Source organism: Streptomyces globisporus C-1027 (assembly GCF_000261345.2).
In the GTDB taxonomy this organism is placed as follows: Bacteria; Actinomycetota; Actinomycetes; order Streptomycetales; family Streptomycetaceae; genus Streptomyces; species Streptomyces pakalii.
In genome coordinates, this window is record NZ_CP013738.1 from 6,449,733 (window position 1) to 6,473,600 (window position 23,868).

The following is a 23,868-nucleotide window of genomic DNA, read 5'->3' on the forward strand; positions in this document are numbered from 1 at the left end:
GCACCCATGGCCAAGCAGAACGTGGCGGAGCAGTTCGTCGACATCCTCGCCAGGGCGGGTGTGAAACGTCTGTACGGCGTCGTCGGCGACAGCCTGAACCCCGTTGTGGACGCCATCCGGCGTAACCCGTCCGTCGACTGGGTCCATGTCCGGCACGAGGAGACCGCCGCCTTCGCCGCCGGAGCCGAAGCGCAGGTCACCGGCTCGCTCGCGGCCTGCGCCGGCTCCTGCGGGCCGGGCAATCTGCATCTGATCAACGGCCTGTACGACGCGCACCGCTCCATGGCCCCGGTGCTGGCCCTCGCCTCGCACATCCCCTCCAGCGAGATCGGCCTCGGCTACTTCCAGGAGACCCATCCCGAGCTGCTGTTCCAGGAGTGCAGCCACTACAACGAGATGATCTCCCACCCGGAGCAGATGCCGAGGCTGCTCCAGACGGCGATCCAGCACGCGATCGGGCGCGGCGGCGTCAGTGTCGTCACGATGCCGGGCGACGTCGCCTCCAAGCCGGCCCCCGAGAAGTCGATCGAGCACGCCCTCGTCACCGCGCGGCCCACCGTGCGCCCCGGCGACGACGAGATCGACAAGCTCTGCCGCATGGTGGACGAGGCCAAACGGGTGACGCTGTTCTGCGGCAGCGGCACGGCCGGGGCGCACGCCGAGGTCATGGAGTTCGCCGAGAAGATCAAGTCCCCGGTCGGGCACGCGCTGCGCGGCAAGGAATGGATCCAGTACGACAATCCGTACGACGTCGGGATGAGCGGGCTGCTCGGCTACGGCGCCGCGTACGAGGCGACCCACGAGTGCGACCTCCTCATCCTGCTCGGCACCGACTTCCCCTACAACGCCTTCCTCCCGGACGACGTGAAGATCGTCCAGGTCGATGTGCGCCCCGAACACCTGGGCCGCCGCTCCAAGCTCGACCTCGCGGTCTGGGGCGACGTGCGCGAGACCCTGCGCTGTCTCACCCCCCGGGTGAAGCCCAAGTCCGACCGCAAGTTCCTCGACCGGATGCTGAAGAAGCACGCGAACGCCCTGGAAGGCGTGGTCAAGGCCTACACCCGCAAGGTCGAGAAGCATGTCCCGATCCATCCCGAGTATGTCGCCTCCGTGCTGGACGACATGGCCGACGAGGACGCCGTGTTCACCGTCGACACCGGAATGAACAATGTGTGGGCCGCCCGCTATCTGACGCCCAACGGCAAGCGCCGGGTGATCGGTTCGTTCAGCCACGGCTCCATGGCCAACGCCCTGCCGCAGGCGATCGGTGCCCAGTTCACCGACCTGAACCGGCAGGTCGTCGCGATGTCCGGCGACGGCGGATTCTCCATGCTGATGGGCGACTTCCTCACCCTGGTCCAGTACGACCTGCCGGTGAAGGTCGTCCTGTTCAACAACTCCTCGCTCGGCATGGTCGAGTTGGAGATGCTGGTGGCGGGCCTGCCGTCGTACGGGACGACCAACGCGAACACCGACTACGCCGCCATCGCCCGGGCGGCCGGGGCCTACGGCGTACGGGTGGAGAAGCCCAAGCAGTTGCAGTCCGCGCTCAAGGACGCGTTCAAGCACAAGGGGCCCGCACTCGTCGACGTCGTCACCGACCCGAACGCGCTCTCCATCCCGCCGAAGATCAGCGCCGAGATGGTCACCGGCTTCGCGCTCTCCGCGAGCAAGATCGTGCTGGACGGCGGAGTGGGCCGGATGCTCCAGATGGCCCGCTCCAACCTTCGCAACGTGCCGCGTCCCTGAGTCATTCAGGCGGGCGTGAGGCGCACCGTCAGGATCTGGAACGGCCGCAGGTCGAGGACCAGGCCCTCCTCGTCGGTCTCCGCCGGGTGCAGCGGCCGCTCCAGCAGATCGGTGATCCGGGCCTCCGTGACCGGGAACGCCACCTTCAGACGGGTCCGCGCCCGGCCGCCCGCCGACTCGTGGAGCCGTACGATCACGTCCCCGTTCCGGTCCTCGGCGAGCTTGACCGACTCGACCGTCACCGCCGGATGCCCCGTCGACACCAGCGCGGGCACCGCCGGGGCCACCGCCGCCCGCAGCGGGAGGTTCAGCGCCAGGCCCTCCCGTACGGTGTCCGTCACCTCCCCGCCGGGCGCGAGCGCGTAGCGGAAGCGGTGGACGCCCAGGTCGGTGTGCGGGTCCGGGCTGTGCGGGGCGCGCAGGAGCGTGAGCCGGACGGTCGTGCCGAGGCCGCCCGGGTGCGGGGAGCGGGTCACATCGTGGCCGTACGTCGAGTCGTTGAGCAGCGCGACCCCGTAGTCCGGCTCGGCGACCCGGAGCCAGCGGTGGGCGCAGATCTCGAAACGGGCCGCGTCCCAGGACGTGTTGTCGTGGGTCGCCCGGTGCACATGGCCGAACTGGATCTCGGCGGTGGACCGTTCGGCGTGCACATCGAGCGGGAAGGCCGCCTTGAGGACCTTCTCCGACTCCTGCCAGTCCACCTCGGTCTCGATGTCGAGCTGCCGGGCCCCCGCCGCGAGCCGCAGCTCCTGCACGACGGTCGACTTCCCGAACGAACGCACCACCCGCACGGCCGCCCGCAGCGGCCCCTCCTCCACCAGGGTCACGGAGTCGGCGTCGGTGAGGTCGGTGCGGGTGTTCCGGTAGTGCCGGTCGATGTCCCACGCGTCCCAGTGGTTGGGGTGGTCCGGGTGCAGCTGGAGGAGGTTGGCGCGGGCGCCCGGCACCAGCACCTCGCGCCCGGCGACCAGATCGTGGACCGAGGAGACCAGCCCGTCGCCGTCCACCACGACCCGCAACAGCCCGTTGTCCAGGACGATGGCACCTGCGTCCGAAGTCTCCGCCGTCACCACGTGCTCCGGGACCGCTGCCCCGTCCAGCAGACCCGCCCCGAGCCCGGGACTCCGCGCCAGCACCGCCGCCCTGCCCTCGCCCAGCTCCTGGACGTAGGCCCCCGACGGCAGCACCCCGGCCGCCTCCGCGTCCAGCTCGATCACCTGGACCCGTTCGTACGGCGATGAGTTGAGCGCCACCAGGCCCTCGGCCGCGCCCAGTGACGTCACCGCGTCGGCCACCAGGTCCGCCAGCTCGGCGCGGACCTCCTCGTAGGTGTCCCGGGCCTCACGGTGCACCCAGGCGATCGACGAACCGGGCAGGATGTCGTGGAACTGGTGCAGCAGCACCGTCTTCCACACCCGGTCGAGACGCTCGTACGGATAGCGGTAGGCGGGGGAGCGCAGGGCGGCCGCCGTCGCCCACAACTCGGCCTCGCGCAGCAGATGTTCGCTGCGCCGGTTGCCCTGCTTGGTCTTCGCCTGCGTGGTGTACGTGGCCCGGTGCAGCTCCAGATACAGCTCGCCCGACCAGACGGGCGCCCGCTCCCCGTACTCCTCCTCGGCCGCCGCGAAGAACGCCGAGGGCTTCTCGACCGTCACGCGCGGCGAGCCCTCCAGATCCCGCAGTCGGCGAGCCCGCTCCAGCATCTCGCGGGTCGGACCGCCCCCGCCGTCGCCCCAGCCGAACGGAACCAGCGAACGCGTCGCCCGGCCCTTGTCGGCGAAATTCCTTTCGGCGTGGGCCAGTTGCCGGGCGTGGAGCTGGGCGTTGTAGGTGTCGACCGGCGGGAAGTGGGTGAAGACCCGGGTGCCGTCGATGCCCTCCCACCAGAAGGTGTGGTGCGGCATCTTGTTGTGCTGGTTCCAGGACAGCTTCTGGGTGAGGAACCACTTCACTCCTGCCAGTTTCGCCAGTTGGGGGAATGCGGCGGTGTAGCCGAAGGAGTCCGGCAGCCAGATCTCCTCCGTCTCGACGCCCAGCTCCTCCTCGAAGAACCGCTTTCCGTGGACGAGTTGGCGGGCCAGCGCCTCGCCGCCCGGCATATTGGCGTCCGACTCCACCCACATCGAGCCGACCGGCGACCACTGGCCCGCCGCCACCGCCTCCTTGATCCGCTCCCAGATGTGCGGCTGGTGCTCCTTCACCCAGGCGTACTGCTGGGCCTGCGCACAGGCGAAGACCAGCTCCGGGTAGTCCCGCGCGAGGGCGGTGACATTGGCGAACGTACGGGACGCCTTGCGGACGGTCTCGCGCAGCGGCCACAGCCACGCCGAGTCGATGTGCGCGTGCCCGGCCGCCGAGATCCGGTGCGCGCTCGCGGATGCGGGCCGCGCCAGCACCTCGGCCAGCGCCGCCCGGCCCGCCGCCGCGGTGCCGGAGACATCGTGCAGATCCAGCGCGTCGAGCATCGACTCCAGCGCCCGCAGGATCTCGTGCCGCCGCGACCGGTCGTCGGGCAGTTCGTGCATCAGCTCCGACAGCACCTCGATGTCCAGGACCAGATGCCAGACCTCCTCGTCGAGGACCGCGAGATCGGCGGAGGCGAAGCGGTACAGGGGGCGGTCGCCGGACGTCAGCACATCACCGAGCGGGGTCGGAGCGAACCCGTGCTCCAGGACCGCCGGATTGGCGGCCGCCTCCAGCAGCAGATCGACCGGCTCCCCGCCCGCCGCCGGGTGCGCGAGCGCCAGATGCCGGTTCCGGGGATGAACACCCTTCAGGGGGATGCCCAGATGGTCGTACAGCATCCCCTCGGCCTGGAATCCCGGACCCTGGCCCGTGAACCCCGGGTCGACGACCACCTCCACCCGGCGCCCCGACCACTCCCCGGGCACCGCTCCCCGCAGCCGGAACCAGCTGGTGGACCAGGGCTTCCCCCACTCCGTACCGGCCGTGAACGGCGCGAAGTCCGCCCCGAGGGCCTCCGCCACCGGCACCGGCTCCCCCGGAACGTGCCACACGGACACGGTGAGCGGGGTGCGGGCGGCGTACTGGGCCGGGCGGACGAACTGGTGGAGGGCCCTCTCCAGGCGGCCCTCCACCAGGGTGCGGTCGTCGTGCATCACACAGCTCCTCGGGAAGGGGTGGGGCTCAGGTTCCTTCCCCGGGAGCGCGCGGAGCACCCCTCGGAAACGGGGGTCAGCAGCCGTGGTCGACCAGGTCGAAGGAGGCGTAGTGGTCGGCGGTGTAGTAGTCCTCCTCGTTCTGCTCGCCGGTGACGATCCGACGGGCGCCCCGGTCGTCGGAACCGGGCGTGATGACCGTGTACTCGTGGTAGTAGCCGGTGGACTGATCGGGCAGCAGGCCCTCGCGGTTCTGGAAGACGGTGCGGTCCTGCTCGTACGGGAACGGCCCGCCCTGCTCGATCAGATCCAGGGTGTCGTGCGCCTGGGACGGCAGGGCGGAGTAGCAGATGCTGCCCACCGCCGCCGCCCGGAACGCGGTCGCGGAGTAGGCGGTGGTGGAGGTCGTCGCCGGGGTGGCGGCCTGGGCGGTGACCGGGCCCGAGGCGAGGAGAAGGGACAGGAGGGCGGCCGAGCCGCCGAGCCGGGTGATGCGTGGGGGGATGCGCATACCATCATGATGACGCGCGTAGAAGTCGGGTCGTCAACGTCAACTCGGGCGTATTCGCCGGACGTTAACCGGAGCTGCGCCTATGTGGTGATGGCGTGCGCGGGTGGGATGTTCCGTGCGCCCCTCGCCGCTCCCGCCCCTTCACCTATTGATGGACCCGCAAGCGTGACCGTGTGCGTACAGGGGCATGCATCCCGTGAGGCTGTTCGACGGGCAGCCGGATCGAAGGAGGTCGGTTCACTGTGCGGGCGGGGGAAATGGCGAAGCGTCAGAAGAGGACCACGGTCGTCGAGGGGCGCGGCCCCCGGGGCCGGAGACCGGGTGAGGCGTCGCAGCCGGCCCGGATGCGCCGCAGAGTGGGGCACACCGAACGGTCGGCGGTGGGGGAGGTCCGCCGGGAGCTGCGGGAGTTCCTCCGGCACCGCTCCGGCCAGGAGCAGACCGACGCGGCCGAGCTGCTGGTGAGCGAGCTGGTGACCAACGCGCTCATCCACACCCGGCACGGGGCCGTGGTCACCGCCACGGCGACGGCCGCCCGACTGCGGGTGGAAGTACAGGATTTCGCGTCCGAGGATCTGCCCGCGCCGTACGTACCGAACGCCGACGACGGTACGCACGGCAGGGGCCTGATCCTGGTCCGGAGCCTGGCCGACGCCTGGGGCGTGGAGGCACAGGCCCTGGGCAAGGTCGTCTGGTTCGAACTGCACGGCGGAAGGCCCTGAGGGCCCTCCACCGCGCGGGAGGATCAGCCGAACTGCTGCTCCAGATCCTTCAGTTTCTGTTCCAGCGAGTCGAGCCGGGGGAGTGTCTGGGTGTCGTCCTCGGCGGTGAGGTCGACGGTCCGCGGATCACTTCCCTGGTTCGATGCGTCCAGACTCTTCGGGCTCGAACCATCGGCGGTCGGCTTCGGGCCGACGGCTTGCAGGGATGGCCGGGGTCGCAGAGGCAGCTGACCCGGCTCTGCTATGGCAGGCTCCGCGACGGCCGGCGCCGCGCCTCCCGAAGCCGGGGCGAGGGCGGGCACATCGACCTGCTGCCCGCTCCGGCCGCGTCCCCAGACCCGGTTCTGCCGGTTCAGGGCCTTGATGCGGGCCCGGTCCAGCTTGGCCTGGTCCCTGCGGCGCAGCCGGTCCTGCTCCTGCTCCTTCCGGTCCTCCCGCACCTCGTCCACCGCCTCGTCCAGGGTGCGGACTCCCTCCAGGAGCATCAGCGACCAGGCGCCGAAGGTCTCCCGGGGGGCCCGCAGCCAGCGGACGATCCGGATCTGCGGCAACGGACGGGGCACCAGGCCCTGTTCACGCAGCGCCGCGCGGCGGGTCTGCTTCAGCGCGCGGTCGAAGAGCACCGCGGCCGAGAGGGACATCCCCGCGAAGAAGTGCGGAGCGCCCGCGTGGTCCATGCCCCGGGGGGCGTGCACCCAGTTGAACCAGGCGGCGGCCCCGGCGAACGTCCACACCAGCAGCCGGGAGCCGAGCGCCGCGTCACCGTGGCTCGCCTCCCGTACGGCCAGCACGGAACAGAACATGGCGGCCCCGTCCAGCCCGAACGGGACCAGATACTCCCAGCCGCCGCTGAGGTTCAGGTTCTGCCGGCCGAAGCCGACGAGCCCGTGGAAGGAGAGCGCGGCGGCTACCGCCGCGCAGCAGAACAGCAGGACGTAACTGGCGGTGGCGTACAGCGCTTCCTTGCGTCTGCGGCGCTCCTCGCTGCGTTCCCAGGAGTCGTCGGCCGCGGCCTTGGCACGCTTACCGCGTGCGACCACCGTCACCGCCGCCATGACCCCCACGAGCAGTACGGCGCCCGGAAGCAGCCAGTCAAGCGATATGTCGGTCAGTCTCATGCGCGGTCCCTTGCGTCACGTAGGGCGTTTCGTACGCCATCGTGACGGAATTCCCGTCCCGCTCCGGTGGTTTCGGGACAAGAGCACGCCATGGGGGAAGGAGAGGCTATCGATGGGTGGAATCTTCTCGAACTCCCGCCCGTTCAAGCCGAGTTGTGTTCGATTCCACGTCCCCCGGACGGGCGGTGTGGATCAGGAAGCCGCGGCGAGCTTCCGCACCCGGTCCGCGTCACAGGTGCGCGGGCAGGTCACACAGGTGTCCTCGGGGCGCAGGGTGTAGAAGAGGCAGCAGCTCGCCCGGTCCCGGGTCGGCAGCGACTGCCCGTCGGGCCCGGTCAGCTCGCGGAAGCCCGCTGTGCCGACGTACGGCTTCGTCGTGCCGGGGAGCAGCAGCTCCAGCTCGGCCATCGCGCGGCGCTCCTCGCCCATCAGATGCGCCACGTACCAGAGGCCCTCGACGATCTCGTCCGTCGCCATCCCCCACAGGGCCCGCTTCCCGCGCCGCATGCGCGGACCGAAGCCCTCCAGCACCGGACCGAGGTGCTCGGTCAGCGAGGCGAGGACCTCGGCCCGCAGTGCCGCCTCGTCCGGCACGACCCGGGCCCCCGGCAGCGTGGCCGCCGGGTCGTCCGGCAGACAGGCGAACTCCCTCACCCGCACGGTCAGGTGCCCCAGCGCCCGCTGGAAGGCCACGTCCTCCACCGGGATCCGCGGCACCCGGCGCTGCAGGAACCACGGCACGGTCACCAGCAGACAGGCGGGCCACGCGTACCGGTGCAGACCGAAGCTCGCCACCACGTCCGGGCGGGCCTGCTGGCCGTAGTCGCGCAGCACCTGGGCGTCGTCCCAGGCCAGGAAGGTGTCCACCGCGGCTCCGCCGGCTGCCAGCTCCGCCGCGCCGACCCAGCCCGCGCCGGACGGGGCGACGGCGTCGCCGTCGAGCACATCGGCCCGCAGACCGGGGAACACCTCGGTCAGGCGGGTGTACGCGGCGGTCACGGGGGACGTCGCGGCACCGGTGAACGGCGGGGAGAGGGTCATGCAGGGGACCACCGAATCGGGATCGTTTGCAGGTAAGGCTTACCTTACCCGATGCCATCGATGTTTGAACTGCAGCCTCGGTCTTCTATCGTGCACAGGAGGTCCGGCGCACGCGAGTCGGCCCGCGGCAGATGGAGGGGGACCGGGTGGAGCAGGGCAGCGCGCGCGAGGGGGCACGTCCGGCGAACGCCCCTGAAGCGTTCCCGCACGCCCCGGGGAACGCCGCCCGCGTACCGCAGGACCGGGTGCCGGAGCAGGCCCGGGGCCGGCAGGGCGAGGAAGAGCAGGCCCGGGGCGAGCACACCCACAGCGAGCCCCCCGCGCCGCGTGCCGTGCGGCGCCACTCCGTCCGCGGCCAGATCCTGGACGCCCTGCGCGCCGCCCTCGTCGACGGGGAGCTGGTGCCCGGCCAGGTGTACTCCGCCCCCGCGCTCGGCGCCCGCTTCGGGGTCTCCGCCACGCCGGTGCGCGAGGCCATGCAGCGGCTGGCCGTCGAGGGCGCCGTCGAGGTCGTGCCGAACCGCGGCTTCCGGGTCACCGAGCGCGGCCCCCGCGAGCTGGCCGAGCTGGCCGAGGTGCGGGCCCTGATCGAGGTCCCGGTGATGCTGAGCCTGGCCCGTACGGTCCCGGCGCACCGCTGGAGCGTCCTGCGCCCGCTGGCGGAGGCCACGGTCGCCGCGGCTGCCGTGGGCGACCGGGCCGCCTACGCCGAATCGGACCGGGCCTTCCACCGCGCGGTCCTCACGCTGTCGGGCAACGAGCAGCTCGTGACCATCGCCGACGAGCTGCACCGGCGCTCCCAGTGGCCCCTGGTCGCGGGCCCCGCCACCCGCCGGGCCGAGCTGCTGGCCGACGCCGCCGAGCACACCGCTCTGCTCGACGCCCTGATCGCCCAGGACCTCACCGTCGTCCAGGCCCTGGTCCGCGAACACTTCGCCGGCGCCGACGGCTGACCGGGCGGGGCCCGCGGCCCCCGCCACCGGTCAGCCTCCGCTCAGCTCGCCTCGGCGGTGCGCTGGGCCGGGGGCCCCAGATACGGGGCCAGCCAGGTCGGCACGCCGCCCAGGAGCCGGAAAAGACGGCCGGCCTCGGCCCGCAGCCGGGCCGCCTCCGGTTCGTCCTCCGCCTCCGCGAGCGAGATCAGCGCCGGGGCCGTGCCGACCAGGAATCCCAGCTCCTCCCGGATCCGCAGCGACTCCGCGAAGCCGTGCCGGGCCTCGGCCAGCTCCCCCTCGCGCAGCGCGAGCGCGGCCAGATGCCGCCAGGTGGACGACAGCAGCAGCTCGTCGCCCAGCGTCCCCGCACCGGCGTGCGCCCGGCGGAAGGCGGCGCGCGCGGCCTGCGGCGAATCCGCGATGTTCTGGGCGATCAGCCCGCGCCGGAAGTCCAGCAGCGGCCGGGCTGGTGACGCGGGAGCCAGCAGGGCCGCCGACCGGCTCAGCGCCACGCTCGCCTCGTCGGCCCGGTCCCGTACCGCCAGGAGGGTGGAGGCGTACGCCAGATGGCCCCGCTCGGAGGCGGCGGCGCCCCGCTCGTCGTCGCTGCGGGCGATGGCCTCCGCCGTGCGCAGGGCGTCCTCGGCCTCGGTCCACCCCTGCCCGGTGTAGAGACACCGCTCGGTCAGCAGCGCGGTGCGCTGGAGTGCCGCGGCCGGAACGGTGCCCGCGTCGTGCTCCAGCAGGGCGGCCGCGTCCGTCCAGCAGGCGCGGGACCGCAGCCGCCATACCGCGGTCTGGAGCGGCGGATCGTCATCTGCTGTCGTTCCGGAACCAGACATGGCGGTATGCGCCACATTGCCCTCCCCGAGCGCGCCATTGTGCTGTTGAGTGCTTGAGTGATGCCGCATCTCAGCACGGATCGGCACTCCGGGCCAAGAGGTCCGGGCAATGTCAGGTGAAAGATTTCACAATCACTCGAAGGGTGACGGGGTCCCGGCGGACCCCGTGCGCGGCCGGAAGATCAGCTCATGCGCAGGGCGAGGAAGAAGTCGAGCTTGTCCTCCAGGCGCGAAAGGTCACGCCCCGTCAACTGCTCGATGCGGCCGACGCGATAGCGCAGCGTGTTGACGTGCAGGTGCAGCCGGGCCGCGCAGCGGGTCCAGGAACCGTCGCAGTCCAGGAAGGCTTCCAGCGTCTCGATCAGCTCCGCCCGGTGGCGCCGGTCGTAGTCGCGCAGCGGGTCCAGCAGCCGGGCGGTGAAGGCGCGCCGGACGTCGTCGGGGACGAACGGCAGCAGCAGCACGTGCGAGGCCAGCTCGTGGTGACCGGCGGCGCAGACGCGCCCCGGCCGGGCGGCGGCCACCCGGCGGGCGTGCCGGGCCTCCTCCAGCGCGCCGCGCAGCCCTTCGGCGGAATGCACAGCCGCGCTGACACCCAGTGTCAGACGGCCGTCGTCGGCGAGCCCCGCCGAGAGCGGTTCGCGTACGGAGGCGAGCAGCGCGTCGGCGTGGAGTCCGGGCTCTCCGGCGAGGGCGTCGGCGTCCTCGCCGTCCGCCCGTCCCGCATCGCCCTCCCCGCTCTCGGACTCCGGGAGCGCGGTGAGAATCGCGGGCAGCGGCACCAGGGCGATGGCCTCGTCGCCCGTGTGGGCGACGGCGATGCGGTCGGCGGAGTCGGGGCTGCTGACCGCAGGGTCGACGAGGATCTCCTCCAGCAGCGCCTGGGCCACTGGACCGCTCGCGATCTCGCCCGCCGCTGCGGCCTGGCCCGAGGCGCTCCAGTCGACCCGGGCCACCACGACCTGCCACTGCGGGGCGACGCCGAGGCCGGGCAGCAGGACCGGTGCGGCGACCCGCAGCCGGGCCGCGATCTCGGCGGGGGCGCCCCCCGCCTGGACCAGCTCCAGCACCTCCTGGGCGAGCCTGCGGCGTACCGTACGGGCCGCGTCGCGGCGGTCGCGTTCGACCGCGATCAGCTGGGTGACGCCCTGGAGCAGGTCGAGCCGCGCTGCGGGCCAGTCCGAGGCGTCCGCCTCGACCGCCAGCAGCCAGTCGGAGAGCACCGACTCCCGTACGTCACGGGCGGCCGGCACGGCACCTCGGCCGGTGTTCCGGATCGGGAAGAGCGAATACGTCGTACCCCCGACCGCCGCCCGGTGCGGGGCCCGGCGGCCGGTCCGGGTCGCGGCCAGGTGGTGCCCGGCCAGTGTGGCGCCCAGCGGGCCCGGCAGCGGCGCGCCCGCCCCGGCGATCTGGCGGCCGGTGGGGGACAGGACCCAGGCCCGCAGGTCCAGGTCGGAGGTGAGGAGGTCCAGGACCACCTCGGGGCCGCCGCCCGCCGGGCCCGAGGTCATCAGTCGCCGGTGCCGGTCCACCACGGCGGCCAGATCGCCCGCCCGCTCGCCGGAGACCTGACGTACGACGTACTCGGTGATCGTTGCGAACGCGACGGTCTCGTGCACGGCGAAGAGGGGCAGCCGGTGGTGCAGGCACGCCTCGACGAGGTCGGCGGGGATGTCACCGAGCTCTGCCTCGCCGGCCGCGAGACCGGCCACCCCGGCGCCCGCCAGGATCCGGACGAACGGCTCGGAGTCCGCCGCGTCCCGGCGCCAGGCGAGGCCCGTGAGCACCAGTTCGCCGCCGGAGAGGTAGCGGCTGGGGTCGCGCAGATCGGTCGTCATGACGCCCCGGACCGTGCGGTCCAGCTCGTCCTCGCCGCCGAGCAGCCGCAGGCCCAGCGCATCGGTCTCCAGCAGTGCGCGCAGCCGCATCTCGTCGCCGCCGATCTTTCGTAGGGGAACAGGTGAGGTTCGCCGAGGGACAGGTGAGGGGGAAGTGGGTGAAGGAGGTCGTGGGGTGGGAGGAGCGGTGGGGCGGACGGGGTATCTGTGAATTGCGGTGAGGTTACCGATCCCCGTCATTCGTTCGAATCTACAAGACGAGGACGGAGACCAGCCAACTCCTTCAGTGTTTCGGTGACTGCACCCGCCGGGGCCGGGCTTGTGTACTGGGCCACACACCACGTGAACACCACATGAACGAGCCAGTCGAGGCAGGCCGTCCCCGGCCCCGGCGAACGACCGATTGAGAAGAAGAGAGCCACTCATGGACTTCCTTCGCCCCGCCAGCTGGGAGGAGGCGCTCGCCGCCAAGGCCGAGCACCCCACGGCTGTGCCCATCGCGGGCGGCACCGATGTGATGGTCGAGATCAACTTCGACCACCGGCGGCCCGAGTACCTCCTGGACCTGAACCGCATCGGTGAGCTGTCCGAGTGGGAGGTGGGCCAGGAGAAGGTGCGGCTCGGCGCCTCCGTGCCGTACAGCAGCATCATGGACCACCTGCGCGCCGAGCTGCCCGGCCTGGCGCTGGCCTCGCACACGGTCGCCTCGCCGCAGATCCGCAACCGCGGGGGTGTCGGCGGCAACCTCGGCACCGCCTCGCCGGCCGGTGACGCGCACCCCGCCCTGCTCGCCGCCGACTGCGAGGTCGAGGCCGAATCCGTTCGCGGCACGCGGCTGATTCCCATCGACGCTTTCTACACAGGCGTCAAGCGCAACGCCCTGGAGCCGGACGAGCTGATCCGCGCCGTGCACATCAAGAAGGCCGACGGACCGCAGCAGTACTCCAAGGTCGGCACCCGTAACGCCATGGTCATCGCGGTCTGCGCGTTCGGGATCGCCCTGCACCCCGAGACCCGCACCGTGCGCACCGGCATCGGCTCCGCCGCCCCGACGCCCATCCGGGCCAAGGAGGCGGAGGACTTCCTGAACGCCGCGCTCGAAGAGGGCGGTTTCTGGGAGAACGGAAAGATCATCACCCCCGCGATCGCCAAGCAGTTCGCCGCCCTCGCGTCCGGCGCCTGCAACCCGATCGACGACGTGCGCGGCACGGCGAAGTACCGCAGGCACGCGGTCGGCATCATGGCCCGCCGCACGCTCGGCTGGACCTGGGAGCAGTACCGCGGCGCGGGCCGCACGCTGGAAGGAGCTGCGTAACCATGCGAGTCAATTTCACGGTCAACGGCCGTCAGCAGGAAGCCGACGACGTCTGGGAGGGCGAGTCCCTCCTCTATGTCCTGCGTGAGCGCATGGGCCTGCCCGGCTCCAAGAACGCCTGCGAGCAGGGCGAGTGCGGTTCCTGCACCGTCCGTCTGGACGGCGTCCCGGTCTGCGCGTGCCTGGTGGCCGCCGGACAGGTCGAGGGCCGCGAGGTCGTCACCGTCGAGGGTCTCGCCGACTACGCCAAGCACCGCGAGGACGCCCACCCCGGCGGCGGCTGCGCCTCCGGCGCCTGCGGCACCACCCTCGACTCCGCCAAGCGCTGGCAGGCCCGGCCCACCGACGGCCAGACCGGCGAGGCCGTCGAACTGGCCCCGATCCAGCAGGCGTTCATCGACGCCGGAGCCGTCCAGTGCGGCTTCTGCACCCCCGGCCTGCTGGTCGCCGCCGACGAGCTGCTGGAGAACACCCCCTCCCCGTCCGACCAGGACATCCGCGAGGCGCTCTCCGGCAACCTCTGCCGCTGCACCGGTTACGAGAAGATCCTCGACGCGGTCCGCCTCGCGGCCGCCCGCCAGGGAGAGGCGGTCCAGTCATGACGACGCGCCCCGAAGCCACCACGCGCCCCGCGGCCACGATGCCGAAGGCCCAGAGCACACCGTCCGGCACCCCGACCAAGATCACCCAGGGGTCGCCCACCAAGGGCGGCATCGGCGAGTCCACGCTCCGCCCCGACGGCACCCTCAAGGTCACCGGCGAGTTCGCGTACTCCTCCGACATGTGGCACGAGGACATGCTGTGGGGCCAGACCCTGCGCTCCACCGTCGCCCACGCGGAGATCGTCTCCATCGACACCTCCGAGGCGCTCGCCACCTCCGGCGTCTACGCGGTGATGACGTACGACGACCTGCCCGCCGCGATGAAGAACTACGGCCTGGAGATCCAGGACACCCCGGTTCTCGCGAACGGCAAGGTCCGCCACCACGGTGAGCCGGTCGCCATCGTGGCCGCCGACCACCCGGAGACGGCCCGCCGCGCCGCCGCCAAGATCAAGATCGAGTACCGCGAGCTGCCGCTCATCACCGACGAGGCCTCGGCGACCGCCCCCGACGCCGTACTCGTCCACGAGGGCCGGGACGACCACCACATCGGCCACGTCCCGCACCCCAACATCGTGCACCGCCAGCCGATCATCCGCGGCGACGCCGACGAGGCCGCCAAGCGCGCCGACGTCATCGTCACGGGCGAGTACGTCTTCGGCATGCAGGACCAGGCCTTCCTCGGCCCCGAGTCCGGGCTCGCGGTGCCCTCCGAGGACGGCGGCGTCGAGCTGTACGTCGCCACCCAGTGGCTGCACTCGGACCTCGGCCAGATCGCCCCCGTCCTCGGCCTGCCCGAGGACAAGGTCCGCATGACGCTCTCCGGCGTCGGCGGGGCCTTCGGCGGCCGCGAGGACATCTCGATGCAGATCCACGCCTGCCTGCTGGCGCTCCGCACCGGCAAGCCGGTCAAGATCGTCTACAACCGGTTCGAGTCCTTCTTCGGCCACGTCCACCGGCACCCGGCCAAGCTCCACTACGAGCACGGCGCCACCAAGGACGGCAAGCTCACGCACATGAAGTGCCGCATCGTCCTGGACGGCGGGGCCTACGCCTCCGCCTCCCCGGCGGTCGTCGGCAACGCCTCCTCGCTCTCGGTCGGCCCGTACAAGATCGAGGACGTCGACATCGAGGCGGTCGCCCTCTACACCAACAACCCGCCCTGCGGCGCGATGCGCGGCTTCGGCGCCGTCCAGGCGTGCTTCGCCTACGAGGCGCAGATGGACAAGCTCGCCGCGAAGCTGGACATGGACCCGGTGGAGTTCCGGCAGCTCAACGCCATGGAGCAGGGCACCCTGCTGCCCACCGGCCAGGCCTGCGACTCGCCGGCCCCGGTCGCCGAGCTGCTGCGCCGGGTCAAGGCCCGCCCGCTGCCGCCCGAGCAGGAATGGCTGACGGCCGGTGCCGGCGGCACCTCCGTCGACGTGCGCGCCCTGCCCGGCGGCCTCTCCAACACCACCCACGGCGAAGGCGTCGTCCGTGGTGTCGGCTACGCGGTCGGCCTGAAGAACGTCGGCTTCTCCGAGGGCTTCGACGACTACTCCACCGCCCGGGTGCGGATGGAGGTCATCAACGGCGAGCCGGTGGCGACCGTGCACACCGCGATGGCCGAGGTCGGCCAGGGCGGCGTCACCGTGCACGCCCAGATCGCCCGTACCGAACTCGGTGTCAACCAGGTCACCATCCACCCGGCCGACACCCGTGTCGGCTCCGCCGGTTCCACCTCCGCCTCCCGTCAGACGTACGTCACCGGCGGCGCGGTCAAGAACTCCTGCGAAGCCGTACGGGAGAAGGTCCTGGAGCTGGGCCGCACCAAGTTCGGCACCTACCACCCGGCCTGGGCCACCGCCGAACTCCTCCTGGAGGGCGGCAAGGTCGTCACCGACGGCGGCGAGGTCCTCGCGGACCTGGCCGACGTGCTGGAGGACGAGGCCATCGACATCGAGCTGGAGTGGCGCCACCGGCCCACCGAGGCCTTCGACCTCCGTACCGGGCAGGGCAACGGCCACGTCCAGTACTCCTTCGCCGCCCACCGCGCGGTCGTCGAGGTCGACACCGAGCTCGGCCTGGTCAAGGTCATCGAACTGGCCTGCGCCCAGGACGTCGGCAAGGCGCTCAACCCGCTCTCCGTGCTCGGCCAGATCCAGGGCGGCACCCTCCAGGGCATGGGCGTCGCGGTGATGGAGGAGATCATCGTCGACCCGAAGACCGCGAAGGTGCGCAACCCCTCCTTCACGGACTACCTGCTCCCCACGATCCTCGACACGCCGACGATCCCGGTCGACGTGCTCGAACTCGCCGACGAGCACGCCCCCTACGGGCTGCGCGGTATCGGCGAGGCCCCCACCCTGTCGTCCACCCCGGCCGTCCTCGCGGCGATCCGGAACGCGACGGGCCTTGAGCTCAACAGGACACCGGTGCGGCCCGAACACCTCACCACCACCTGAGAGCCTGCCGGGTGACCTCTCACCTGTCGTCACCCGGCAGCCTCCGAGCGGTCCCCCCATCTCTCCGGGCGGTGCGCAGCCGAGAACGTCACACTTCTCCGCACCCCACACCGCCCGGAGGCCCAAGTACCGCACCGCTCGCGGTTCTTCCCCGCCGTGCCCAAGAGCACGGCAGCGCCTCACGGATCATCCGTGCCGCCGGCACATCCGTTCTGCTTCAACAGTTCGTCCCGGCCGTCCCCGGGTCGTGCAGCCGACGCAGTCATCCCAAATCCCGCATTCAGGAATCTCCAAGCGGGTGCCCCTGTGAACCTTGGGAGTCAGGCATCATGACCCAGCAGTCAGTGGAACCGAAAACCAGTCCGGAAAGTGCGGGCCCCGGCTCACGCGTCCCCGCCGGAAGATCATGGCTCGACCGGTACTTCCACATATCCGAACGAGGATCCACGGTCGCGCGCGAGGTGCGCGGCGGCGTCACGACCTTCATGGCCATGGCGTACATCCTCCTGCTCAACCCGCTGATCCTGGGCGGGGAGGACGTCAACGGCAACCTCCTCAGCCAGCCCGGCCTGATCACCGCGACCGCCCTGGCGGCGGCCGCGACGACCCTGCTCATGGGCTTCGTCGGCAAGGTGCCCCTGGCGCTCGCCGCCGGGCTCAGCGTCTCCGGTGTGCTCGCCTCGCAGGTCGCGCCCAACATGACCTGGCCGCAGGCCATGGGCATGTGTGTGATCTACGGTGTGGTGATCTGTCTCCTGGTGGTCACCGGCCTCCGCGAGATGATCATGAACGCGATCCCGCTCGCGCTCAAGCACGGCATCACCATGGGCATCGGGCTCTTCATCGCCCTCATCGGCCTCTACAAGGCCGGATTCGTCCACCAGGGCGAGGCGACCCCCGTCACCCTCGGCCCGGCCGGTGAACTCGCCGGCTGGCCCGTTCTGATCTTCTGCGTGACCCTGCTGCTCATCTTCATGCTCCAGGCGCGCAACATCCCCGGCGCGATCCTGATCGGCATCGTCGTCGGCACACTGGTCGCGATCGTCATCAACGTGATCGTCGACATCGACCCCAAGTCGTGGAGCAGCGGCCCGCCCGAGCTGGACGGCAGTGCGGTCTCCACCCCGGACTTCTCCCTCTTCGGGAACGTCGAGTTCGGCGGCTGGGGCGACGTCGGCGTGATGACCGTCGGCATGATCGTCTTCACCCTGGTGCTGGCCGGCTTCTTCGACGCGATGGCCACCATCATCGGCGTCGGCACCGAAGCCAAGCTCGCCGACGACAAGGGCCGTATGCCGGGCCTGTCCAAGGCGCTGTTCATCGACGGCGCCGGCGGCGTCATCGGCGGTGTCGCCTCCGGCTCCGGCCAGACGGTCTTCGTCGAATCGGCCACCGGCGTCGGTGAAGGGGCCCGGACCGGGCTCGCCTCCGCCGTCACCGGCCTCTTCTTCGCCGCCTGCCTCTTCTTCACCCCGCTCACCGCGATCGTGCCGACCGAGGTGGCCTCCGCCGCCCTCGTCGTCATCGGCGCGATGATGATGCAGAACGCCCGGCACGTGGACTGGGGCGACCGATCCGTCGCCATCCCGGTCTTCCTGACCGTGGTCCTGATGCCCTTCACGTACACCATCACCACCGGTGTCGCCGCGGGTGTCATCTCCTACTCCGCCATCAAGCTCGCCCAGGGCCGGGCCCGCGAGGTCGGGGCCTTCATGTGGGGGCTGACGGTGATCTTCATCGTCTTCTTCGCCCTCAACCCGATCGAGAGCTGGCTGGGCGTCCACTGACGCCCGGGCCCCCTTCCCGCTTAAGGAGATAACGCCATGCTGGACATCGCCGAAGAGCTGCACCGGTGGGTCTCGCAGGGACGCGAGTTCGCCGTCGCCACCGTGGTGGCGGTCGGCGGCAGCGCGCCCCGGCAGCCCGGCGCGGCCCTCGCCGTCGACCGCGACGGCACGGCCGTCGGGTCGGTCTCCGGCGGATGCGTGGAGGGGGCCGTGTACGAACTGTGCCAACAGGCCATGGAGGACGGTCGGCCCGTCCGGGAGCGCTTCGGCTACAGCGACGAGGACGCCTTCGCGGTCGGCCTGACCTGTGGCGGCATCATCGACATCCTGGTGACCCCGGTCCGGGCGGACGACCCTGCCCGGCCGGTGTTCGCCGCCGCGCTCGCGGCCGCCGCCGAGGGGACGGCGGCCGCACTGGCCCGGGTCACGGACGGCCCCGAGGAACTGCTCGGCCTGCCGCTCCTGGTCCGCCCCGACGGGAGTTACGAGGGCGGGCTCGGCGGCCACCCGGCGCTCGACCGGACCGCCGCCGCCGAGACCCGGGCCCTGCTCGACGCGGGCCGCACCGGACCGCTCGCCATCGGCGCGGAGGGCTCCCGCTGCGGCCGGCCCATCGAGCTGCTGGTCGAGTCCAGCGTGCCGCCGCCCCGCATGATCGTCTTCGGTGCCATCGACTTCGCGGCGGCCCTCGTGCGCGCCGGGAAGTTCCTCGGCTACCGGGTCACCGTCTGCGACGCCCGCCCGGTCTTCGCCACCGCTGCCCGCTTCCCCGAGGCCGACGAGATCGTCGTCGAATGGCCCCACCGCTACCTCGCCGGGACCGAGACCGACGCCCGCACCGTGCTCTGCGTCCTCACCCACGACGCCAAGTTCGACGTACCGCTGCTGGAGGCGGCCCTCCGGCTCCCGGTCGCCTACGTCGGCGCGATGGGCTCGCGCCGCACCCACCTGGAGCGCAACGACCGGCTGCGCGAAATCGGCCTCACCGACCGCGAACTGGCCCGGCTGCACTCGCCGATCGGCCTCGACCTCGGCGCCCGTACGCCGGAGGAGACGGCCCTGTCCATCGCGGCCGAGATCGTCGCGGTCCGGCGCGGCGGCAGCGGCGTACCGCTCACCGGGGCCCACACCCCCATCCACCACGACAGCAGCGGACAGCAGCTCGCCTCGGTGGCCTGAACCGGCGGCGTCAACACCCCGTCCACCCCGGGCGGGTTACCGCCACGGCGGTTTCCCGCCCACCCGGAACGCAGCGGTCGCCCCGGCTTTACCGGTAGATCAGCTGCATGACTTCTTCCCCCTCCTCCGTTCCCGGCCGGGCGAGATCCGCCCGCCCAGGACGCAGAGCCCTGCTCCTGGCGACCTCGGCGGCCCTCCTGGGCGGCATGCTGGTCCCCTTCGCCGGTGCGGGCACCGCCGGCGCCGCCCCCGTGCCGCGCCCCGGTGCCCCGAGCTCGGACGTCACCACCGAGAGCCACACGGTCACCCTGGTCACCGGCGACGTCGTGCGGTACGTGGACGGCCCCGGCGACCGGGACACCGTCACCGTGGACCGACCCGACGGTGCGAGCGGCGGTGTCCGCATCCAGCAGGCGGGCGAGGACGTGTACGTGCTGCCCGACGAGGCCACCACGCTGATCGCGGCGGGCACCCTGGACCGGCGGCTGTTCAACGTCTCGGCCCTGGTGAGGATGGGCTACGACGACGAGGGCACCGGCGCCATACCGGTCATCGCCACCTATCCGCCCGCGCGCGCCAAGGCCCTGCCCGCCGCCCCGCGCGGAGCGAAGAAGGTCCGCACCCTCGCCTCCATCCACGGGGCCGCGCTCAGCGCCGACAAGGACGGGGCGCGCACCTTCTGGGACGCCATCACCCGTACCCCGGGCGCCCGTTCGCTCGACAGCGGGATCGCGAAGCTCTGGCTGGACGGCCGCTCCGAGGCGCTGCTCGCCGAGTCCGTGCCGCAGGTGAAGGCCCCCGAGGCGTGGGCCGCGGGCTTCGACGGCAAGGGCACCAAGGTCGCCGTCCTGGACACCGGCATCGACGCCGGCCACCCGGACGTCAAGGACCGCCTCGTCGGCACCCGCAGCTTCATTCCCGGCGAGGAGGTCGACGACAAGAACGGCCATGGCACCCACGTCGCCTCCACCATCGCCGGATCCGGCGCGGCGTCCGACGGCGCGAACAAGGGCGTCGCCCCGGCGGCCGACCTGCTCGTCGGCAAGGTCCTCAGCGACGAGGGCTCCGGCGCGGACTCCGGGATCATCGAGGCCATGGAGTGGGCGAAGGCCGAGGGGGCCGACATCGTCTCCATGAGCCTCGGCTCCCCGGTGCCCGACGACGGCACCGACCCGATGTCCCAGGCGGTCAACTCCCTTTCGGCGGACGGCGGTCCGCTCTTCGTGATCGCGGCGGGCAACGCGTACGGGGCGGGCACGATCGGCTCGCCCGGCTCGGCGGAGCAGGCGCTCACCATCGCCGCCGTCGACAAGCAGGACGGCCGCGCCGACTTCTCCTCGATGGGCCCGCTGGTCCGCTCGCACGGACTGAAGCCCGACCTGTCGGCCCCCGGCGTCGACATCGACGCCGCGGCCTCGCAGTCCGTCCCCGGCACCGAGGGCATGTACCGGTCGATGTCCGGTACGTCGATGGCCACCCCTCATGTCGCGGGAGCCGCCGCCATTCTGAAGCAGCGTCACCCCGACTGGACCGGCCAGCGCATCAAGGACGCGCTGATGACCTCGTCCGAGAAGCTCGACGCGTACACCCCGTACCAGCAGGGCACCGGCCGCCTCGACGTGAAGGCGGCGATCGACACCACGATCGAGGCCACCGGCTCGGTCGAGGTCGCCTCCTACGCCTGGCCGCACAGCCCCTCCGACGAGGTCGCCGAGCATACGATCACGTACCGCAACACGGGTGACGCGGACGTCACGCTGAACCTGGCCACCGACACGGACGAGGCGGCCTACACCCTCTCCACCGACACGCTGACCGTCCCGGCGGGCTCCACCGCCGAGGCGGTGCTGTCCCTGGACCCGGAGAAGGTCGCCAACGACACGACCTTCTCCGGCCAGGTCGTCGCCACCGACGCGGCGGGCACGACGGTCGCGCACACCGGGTTCGCGCTCACCAAGGAGAGGGAGCTGCACGATCTGACGCTGAAGCTCCGCGACCGGTCGGGCAAGCCGATGGACGGCCTGGTCGTCCTCGGTGAACTGGGCGACCCGCAGCTCGGCCTCGTCCAGATCAGCGGCGGCGAGACCACGCTGCGCCTGCCGCCCGGCAACTACACCGCCTGGGCCTCCGTGGACGTCGACGGCGACCGCCCCGACTCCCAGGCCGTCGCGTTCCTCGCGGCCCCCGAGACGATCCTCACCGGCTCCACCACGGTCACCCTCGACGCGTCCAAGGCCCGCAAGGTCAGCGTGCGCACCCCGAAGGAGACCGAGACCCGCCAGCTCCGCTACGACATGGCGCGCACCGCACCGGACGGCACGGTCCAGCGTGACGCGTACCAGATACCGCTCACCTACGACCAGTTGTGGGCGAGCCCCACCAAGAAGGTGAAGGAGGGCGACTTCAGCTTCCTGACCCGCTGGCGGCAGGGCGAGGAGCTGATCGACGTCGAGGCCGACGGCCGTGACGTACCGGTCCACGTCCAGGGCGGCGCGGCGATCGCCGAGGACCGCGAGCAGAAGCTGAACGCGGTGTACGCGGGCAAGGGCGCACCGGCGGACTACAGGGGCCTGAACGCGCGCGGCAAGGCCGTCGTGATCACCCGCAGCGCGGATGTCACCCCCGCCGAGCGTCTCGCGGCCGCCCTGGCCGCCGGTGCCGAGGCGCTGTTCGTCGTCAACGACGAGCGCGGCGTGGCGATGGAGAGCTACACCCCGTGGGGCGAGGAGACGACGATTCCGGTCGCCTCGGTCCGGAGGACGGCGGGTGAGGACCTGATCCGGGCCGCGCAGCGAGGCAAGAAGGTCGAGATCGACCAGAAGAGGTTCGCGGACTACCTCTACGACCTGGTGGACCGCCACGACGGCACGATCCCTGACCGTTCGCTGGCCTTCGCACCCTCGACCCGTCAGCTGGCGGAGGTGGAGAACACCTTCTACGGCCACAGGAAGACGCTCGGCGGCGGCTACCGCTACGACATCCCTGACTACGGTCCCGGCCTCGGCTTCGAGGAGTACGAGCAGTTCCCGGACGTCCGCACCGAATGGGTCAATCCGCTGCCGGGTGACTCGTTCTGGTACGAGAACCACTCGGTCCTCAACGCCGAGGAGTCCGACCGGGCCCATGAGATGCGCAGCGCCGAACTGGACTACCGGGCGGGCCAGGACTACCGCGCCGAGTGGTTCGCCCCGGTGACCCGCCCCCGCCTGGGCACCGGCTACTGGGGCCCGTTCCGCACGGTCGACAACGACCTCCAGTTCAACATCACCCCGTGGACGGACGCCGGCGCCGGTCACTCCGGCTCGATGCCCGAGAACGAGTACGACACCACCTCGTACGCCTTCTACCAGGGCGACACCGAGCTCAAGAAGGGCGCAGGCAGGGCGGGTTACATCGGTGACCTCTCCGCCGAGAAGCACTCCTACCGCCTGGTCATCGACTCGGCACGCGACGCGAAGACCTGGAAGACGTCGACCCGTACGCACTCCGAGTGGGGCTTCGTCTCCGGCGCCCTGGACGAGGCCGGCCCCCACCAGGCCGACATCCCGCTGCTCCAGCTGGACTACGCCGTCGACACCGACCTGGCGGGTGACGTCCGCTCCGGCCGTACGACGGAGATCGGTCTCACCTCCGGCACCCAGGAATGGCTGCCGGGCGCGGCGAAGGCCGACAAGGCGTCCCTGTCCGTCAGTTACGACGACGGCAAGAGCTGGACGAAGCTGGAGCTGCGCAGGAAGAGGACCGGCGAGTGGACCGCGAAGTTCCGCACCCCGTCGAAGGGCGCGACCTCGGTCTCGCTCAAGGCCCACGCGGAGGGCCCCGGCGGCCTCGTCGTCGACCAGGAGATCATCCGGGCCTTCGGCCTGAAGTGACCCCCTGACCTGGTCCCGCACTCCCTGCGACGGGAGTGCGGGACCAGGTGCGCCAACCCGCAGCGGGTGCGGTTGGATGGCCTCATGAGCGTTCACGACGTGGCCCGTCGGCTGCCCGGCATATCCGCCCTCACCGAACTCTGCCGTTCCCTGGCGATGCTCGACGCGATCCTGTCCCCGGAATGGGACCACCGCTGGCACAGCTTCGACGCGCAGTGGTCGCCGACCGAGGCGATGGCCTCGATGCAGGACGGGCAGGGCGGGGAGTACTCCATCGTCTTCTCCGCCGACGGCGCCTACGCGCGCGGTTTCGACCACGAGTCGCCGATGAGCCCGTACGTGGACGACGGGCCCTGGCCCGGGGTGCTCGACGAGGTGCCCGAGGTGTTCCGCCGGTACGTGGACGAGCCGTCGTTCAGCGACGAGTTCGGCATGCCCGTCGTCACCGCCTGTCTCTGGCGCGAGAGCGGGGACGACCGCTGGCGGGCGGGGGCCGTGGAGTTCCCGGAGGACGGGGAGGACTCCGACGGGGCCGACTGGCTCTTCCAGCTCCTCGTCATCGGGACCCCCGAGTCGTACCAGGAGTGGGCCGAGGACTACTTCGAGGTGGACATCGACCTCGAAGCCGTACGCCATGTCTACGCGCTGCGACCGCTGACGGACGAGATCGTCGCCGCGATCAACCCGGAGCGAGTTCCCGCCGAACTGGCCAAGGACATCAAGGAGATCGGGTATCCGGCCGGCGCGGGCGAGTGAGCCGGTGAGCCCTTCGGGGCCGGCCTGTCGGT

The 23,868-nt window shown here is 71.5% G+C and carries 16 protein-coding genes; 10 read left to right on the top strand and 6 right to left on the bottom strand.

Annotated features, from left to right (window positions below):
• Window positions 1-6 precede the first annotated feature (6 nt).
• On the top strand, window positions 7-1,749 hold the full coding sequence (locus WQO_RS28450; protein ID WP_010064311.1) for a pyruvate dehydrogenase: 1,743 nt from the start codon (window positions 7-9) through the stop codon (window positions 1,747-1,749).
• 5 nt (window positions 1,750-1,754) lie between these two features.
• Here the strand turns inward: WQO_RS28450 and WQO_RS28455 are convergent, their stop codons facing one another.
• Together WQO_RS28455 and WQO_RS28460 are read right to left on the bottom strand one after the other, a co-directional pair.
• Window positions 1,755-4,868 (bottom strand): alpha-mannosidase, encoded by a 3,114-nt coding sequence (locus tag WQO_RS28455; RefSeq protein WP_010064310.1) that lies wholly within the window; start codon window positions 4,866-4,868, stop codon window positions 1,755-1,757.
• Between the two features lie 76 nt (window positions 4,869-4,944).
• Entirely contained in the window at window positions 4,945-5,379 is a 435-nt protein-coding gene (locus WQO_RS28460) for a guanyl-specific ribonuclease (protein WP_010064309.1), read from the bottom strand.
• 356 nt (window positions 5,380-5,735) lie between these two features.
• On the opposite strand from WQO_RS28460, the gene WQO_RS28465 reads away from it, so the two are divergent.
• Window positions 5,736-6,101: an ATP-binding protein gene (locus WQO_RS28465; RefSeq protein ID WP_010064307.1), complete on the top strand. Its 366-nt coding sequence runs from the start codon at window positions 5,736-5,738 to the stop codon at window positions 6,099-6,101.
• A 23-nt stretch (window positions 6,102-6,124) separates the two neighbouring features.
• On the opposite strand, the gene WQO_RS28470 is transcribed toward WQO_RS28465, so the two are convergent.
• Window positions 6,125-7,219 (bottom strand): DUF2637 domain-containing protein, encoded by a 1,095-nt coding sequence (locus WQO_RS28470; protein WP_010064305.1) that lies wholly within the window; start codon window positions 7,217-7,219, stop codon window positions 6,125-6,127.
• Between the two features lie 192 nt (window positions 7,220-7,411).
• Complete coding sequence (locus tag WQO_RS28475; RefSeq protein ID WP_010064304.1) at window positions 7,412-8,260, bottom strand: (2Fe-2S)-binding protein; 849 nt, start codon at window positions 8,258-8,260, stop codon at window positions 7,412-7,414.
• Between the two features lie 146 nt (window positions 8,261-8,406).
• Here WQO_RS28475 and WQO_RS28480 point away from each other — a divergent pair, with 146 nt between their 5' ends.
• Window positions 8,407-9,213: a GntR family transcriptional regulator gene (locus tag WQO_RS28480; RefSeq protein ID WP_010064303.1), complete on the top strand. Its 807-nt coding sequence runs from the start codon at window positions 8,407-8,409 to the stop codon at window positions 9,211-9,213.
• A 41-nt stretch (window positions 9,214-9,254) separates the two neighbouring features.
• Here WQO_RS28480 and WQO_RS28485 read toward each other — a convergent pair whose 3' ends face one another.
• Entirely contained in the window at window positions 9,255-10,037 is a 783-nt protein-coding gene (locus WQO_RS28485) for a hypothetical protein (RefSeq protein ID WP_010064302.1), read from the bottom strand.
• Between the two features lie 182 nt (window positions 10,038-10,219).
• Window positions 10,220-11,968, bottom strand: coding sequence for a PucR family transcriptional regulator ligand-binding domain-containing protein (locus WQO_RS28490; protein ID WP_058954128.1), 1,749 nt, complete (start codon window positions 11,966-11,968; stop codon window positions 10,220-10,222).
• Between the two features lie 334 nt (window positions 11,969-12,302).
• On the opposite strand from WQO_RS28490, the gene WQO_RS28495 reads away from it, so the two are divergent.
• From WQO_RS28495 to WQO_RS28525, 7 genes are all read left to right on the top strand, one after another.
• Window positions 12,303-13,193, top strand: coding sequence for an FAD binding domain-containing protein (locus WQO_RS28495; protein WP_010064300.1), 891 nt, complete (start codon window positions 12,303-12,305; stop codon window positions 13,191-13,193).
• A 2-nt stretch (window positions 13,194-13,195) separates the two neighbouring features.
• Entirely contained in the window at window positions 13,196-13,795 is a 600-nt protein-coding gene (locus WQO_RS28500) for a (2Fe-2S)-binding protein (protein ID WP_010064299.1), read from the top strand.
• Window positions 13,792-16,242, top strand: a complete 2,451-nt coding sequence (locus WQO_RS28505; RefSeq protein WP_010064298.1) for a xanthine dehydrogenase family protein molybdopterin-binding subunit — start codon at window positions 13,792-13,794, stop codon at window positions 16,240-16,242. Before WQO_RS28500 ends, WQO_RS28505 begins: the two co-directional genes overlap by 4 nt.
• A gap of 329 nt (window positions 16,243-16,571) precedes the next feature.
• Window positions 16,572-18,029, top strand: coding sequence for an NCS2 family permease (locus WQO_RS28510; protein ID WP_010064296.1), 1,458 nt, complete (start codon window positions 16,572-16,574; stop codon window positions 18,027-18,029).
• Between the two features lie 36 nt (window positions 18,030-18,065).
• A complete protein-coding gene (locus WQO_RS28515; protein ID WP_010064295.1) occupies window positions 18,066-19,208 on the top strand; it encodes an XdhC family protein in 1,143 nt (380 codons plus the stop codon).
• 206 nt (window positions 19,209-19,414) lie between these two features.
• Complete coding sequence (locus WQO_RS28520; RefSeq protein WP_010064294.1) at window positions 19,415-23,080, top strand: S8 family peptidase; 3,666 nt, start codon at window positions 19,415-19,417, stop codon at window positions 23,078-23,080.
• 84 nt (window positions 23,081-23,164) lie between these two features.
• Window positions 23,165-23,836 (top strand): hypothetical protein, encoded by a 672-nt coding sequence (locus WQO_RS28525; RefSeq protein ID WP_010064293.1) that lies wholly within the window; start codon window positions 23,165-23,167, stop codon window positions 23,834-23,836.
• Window positions 23,837-23,868: the final 32 nt, after the last annotated feature.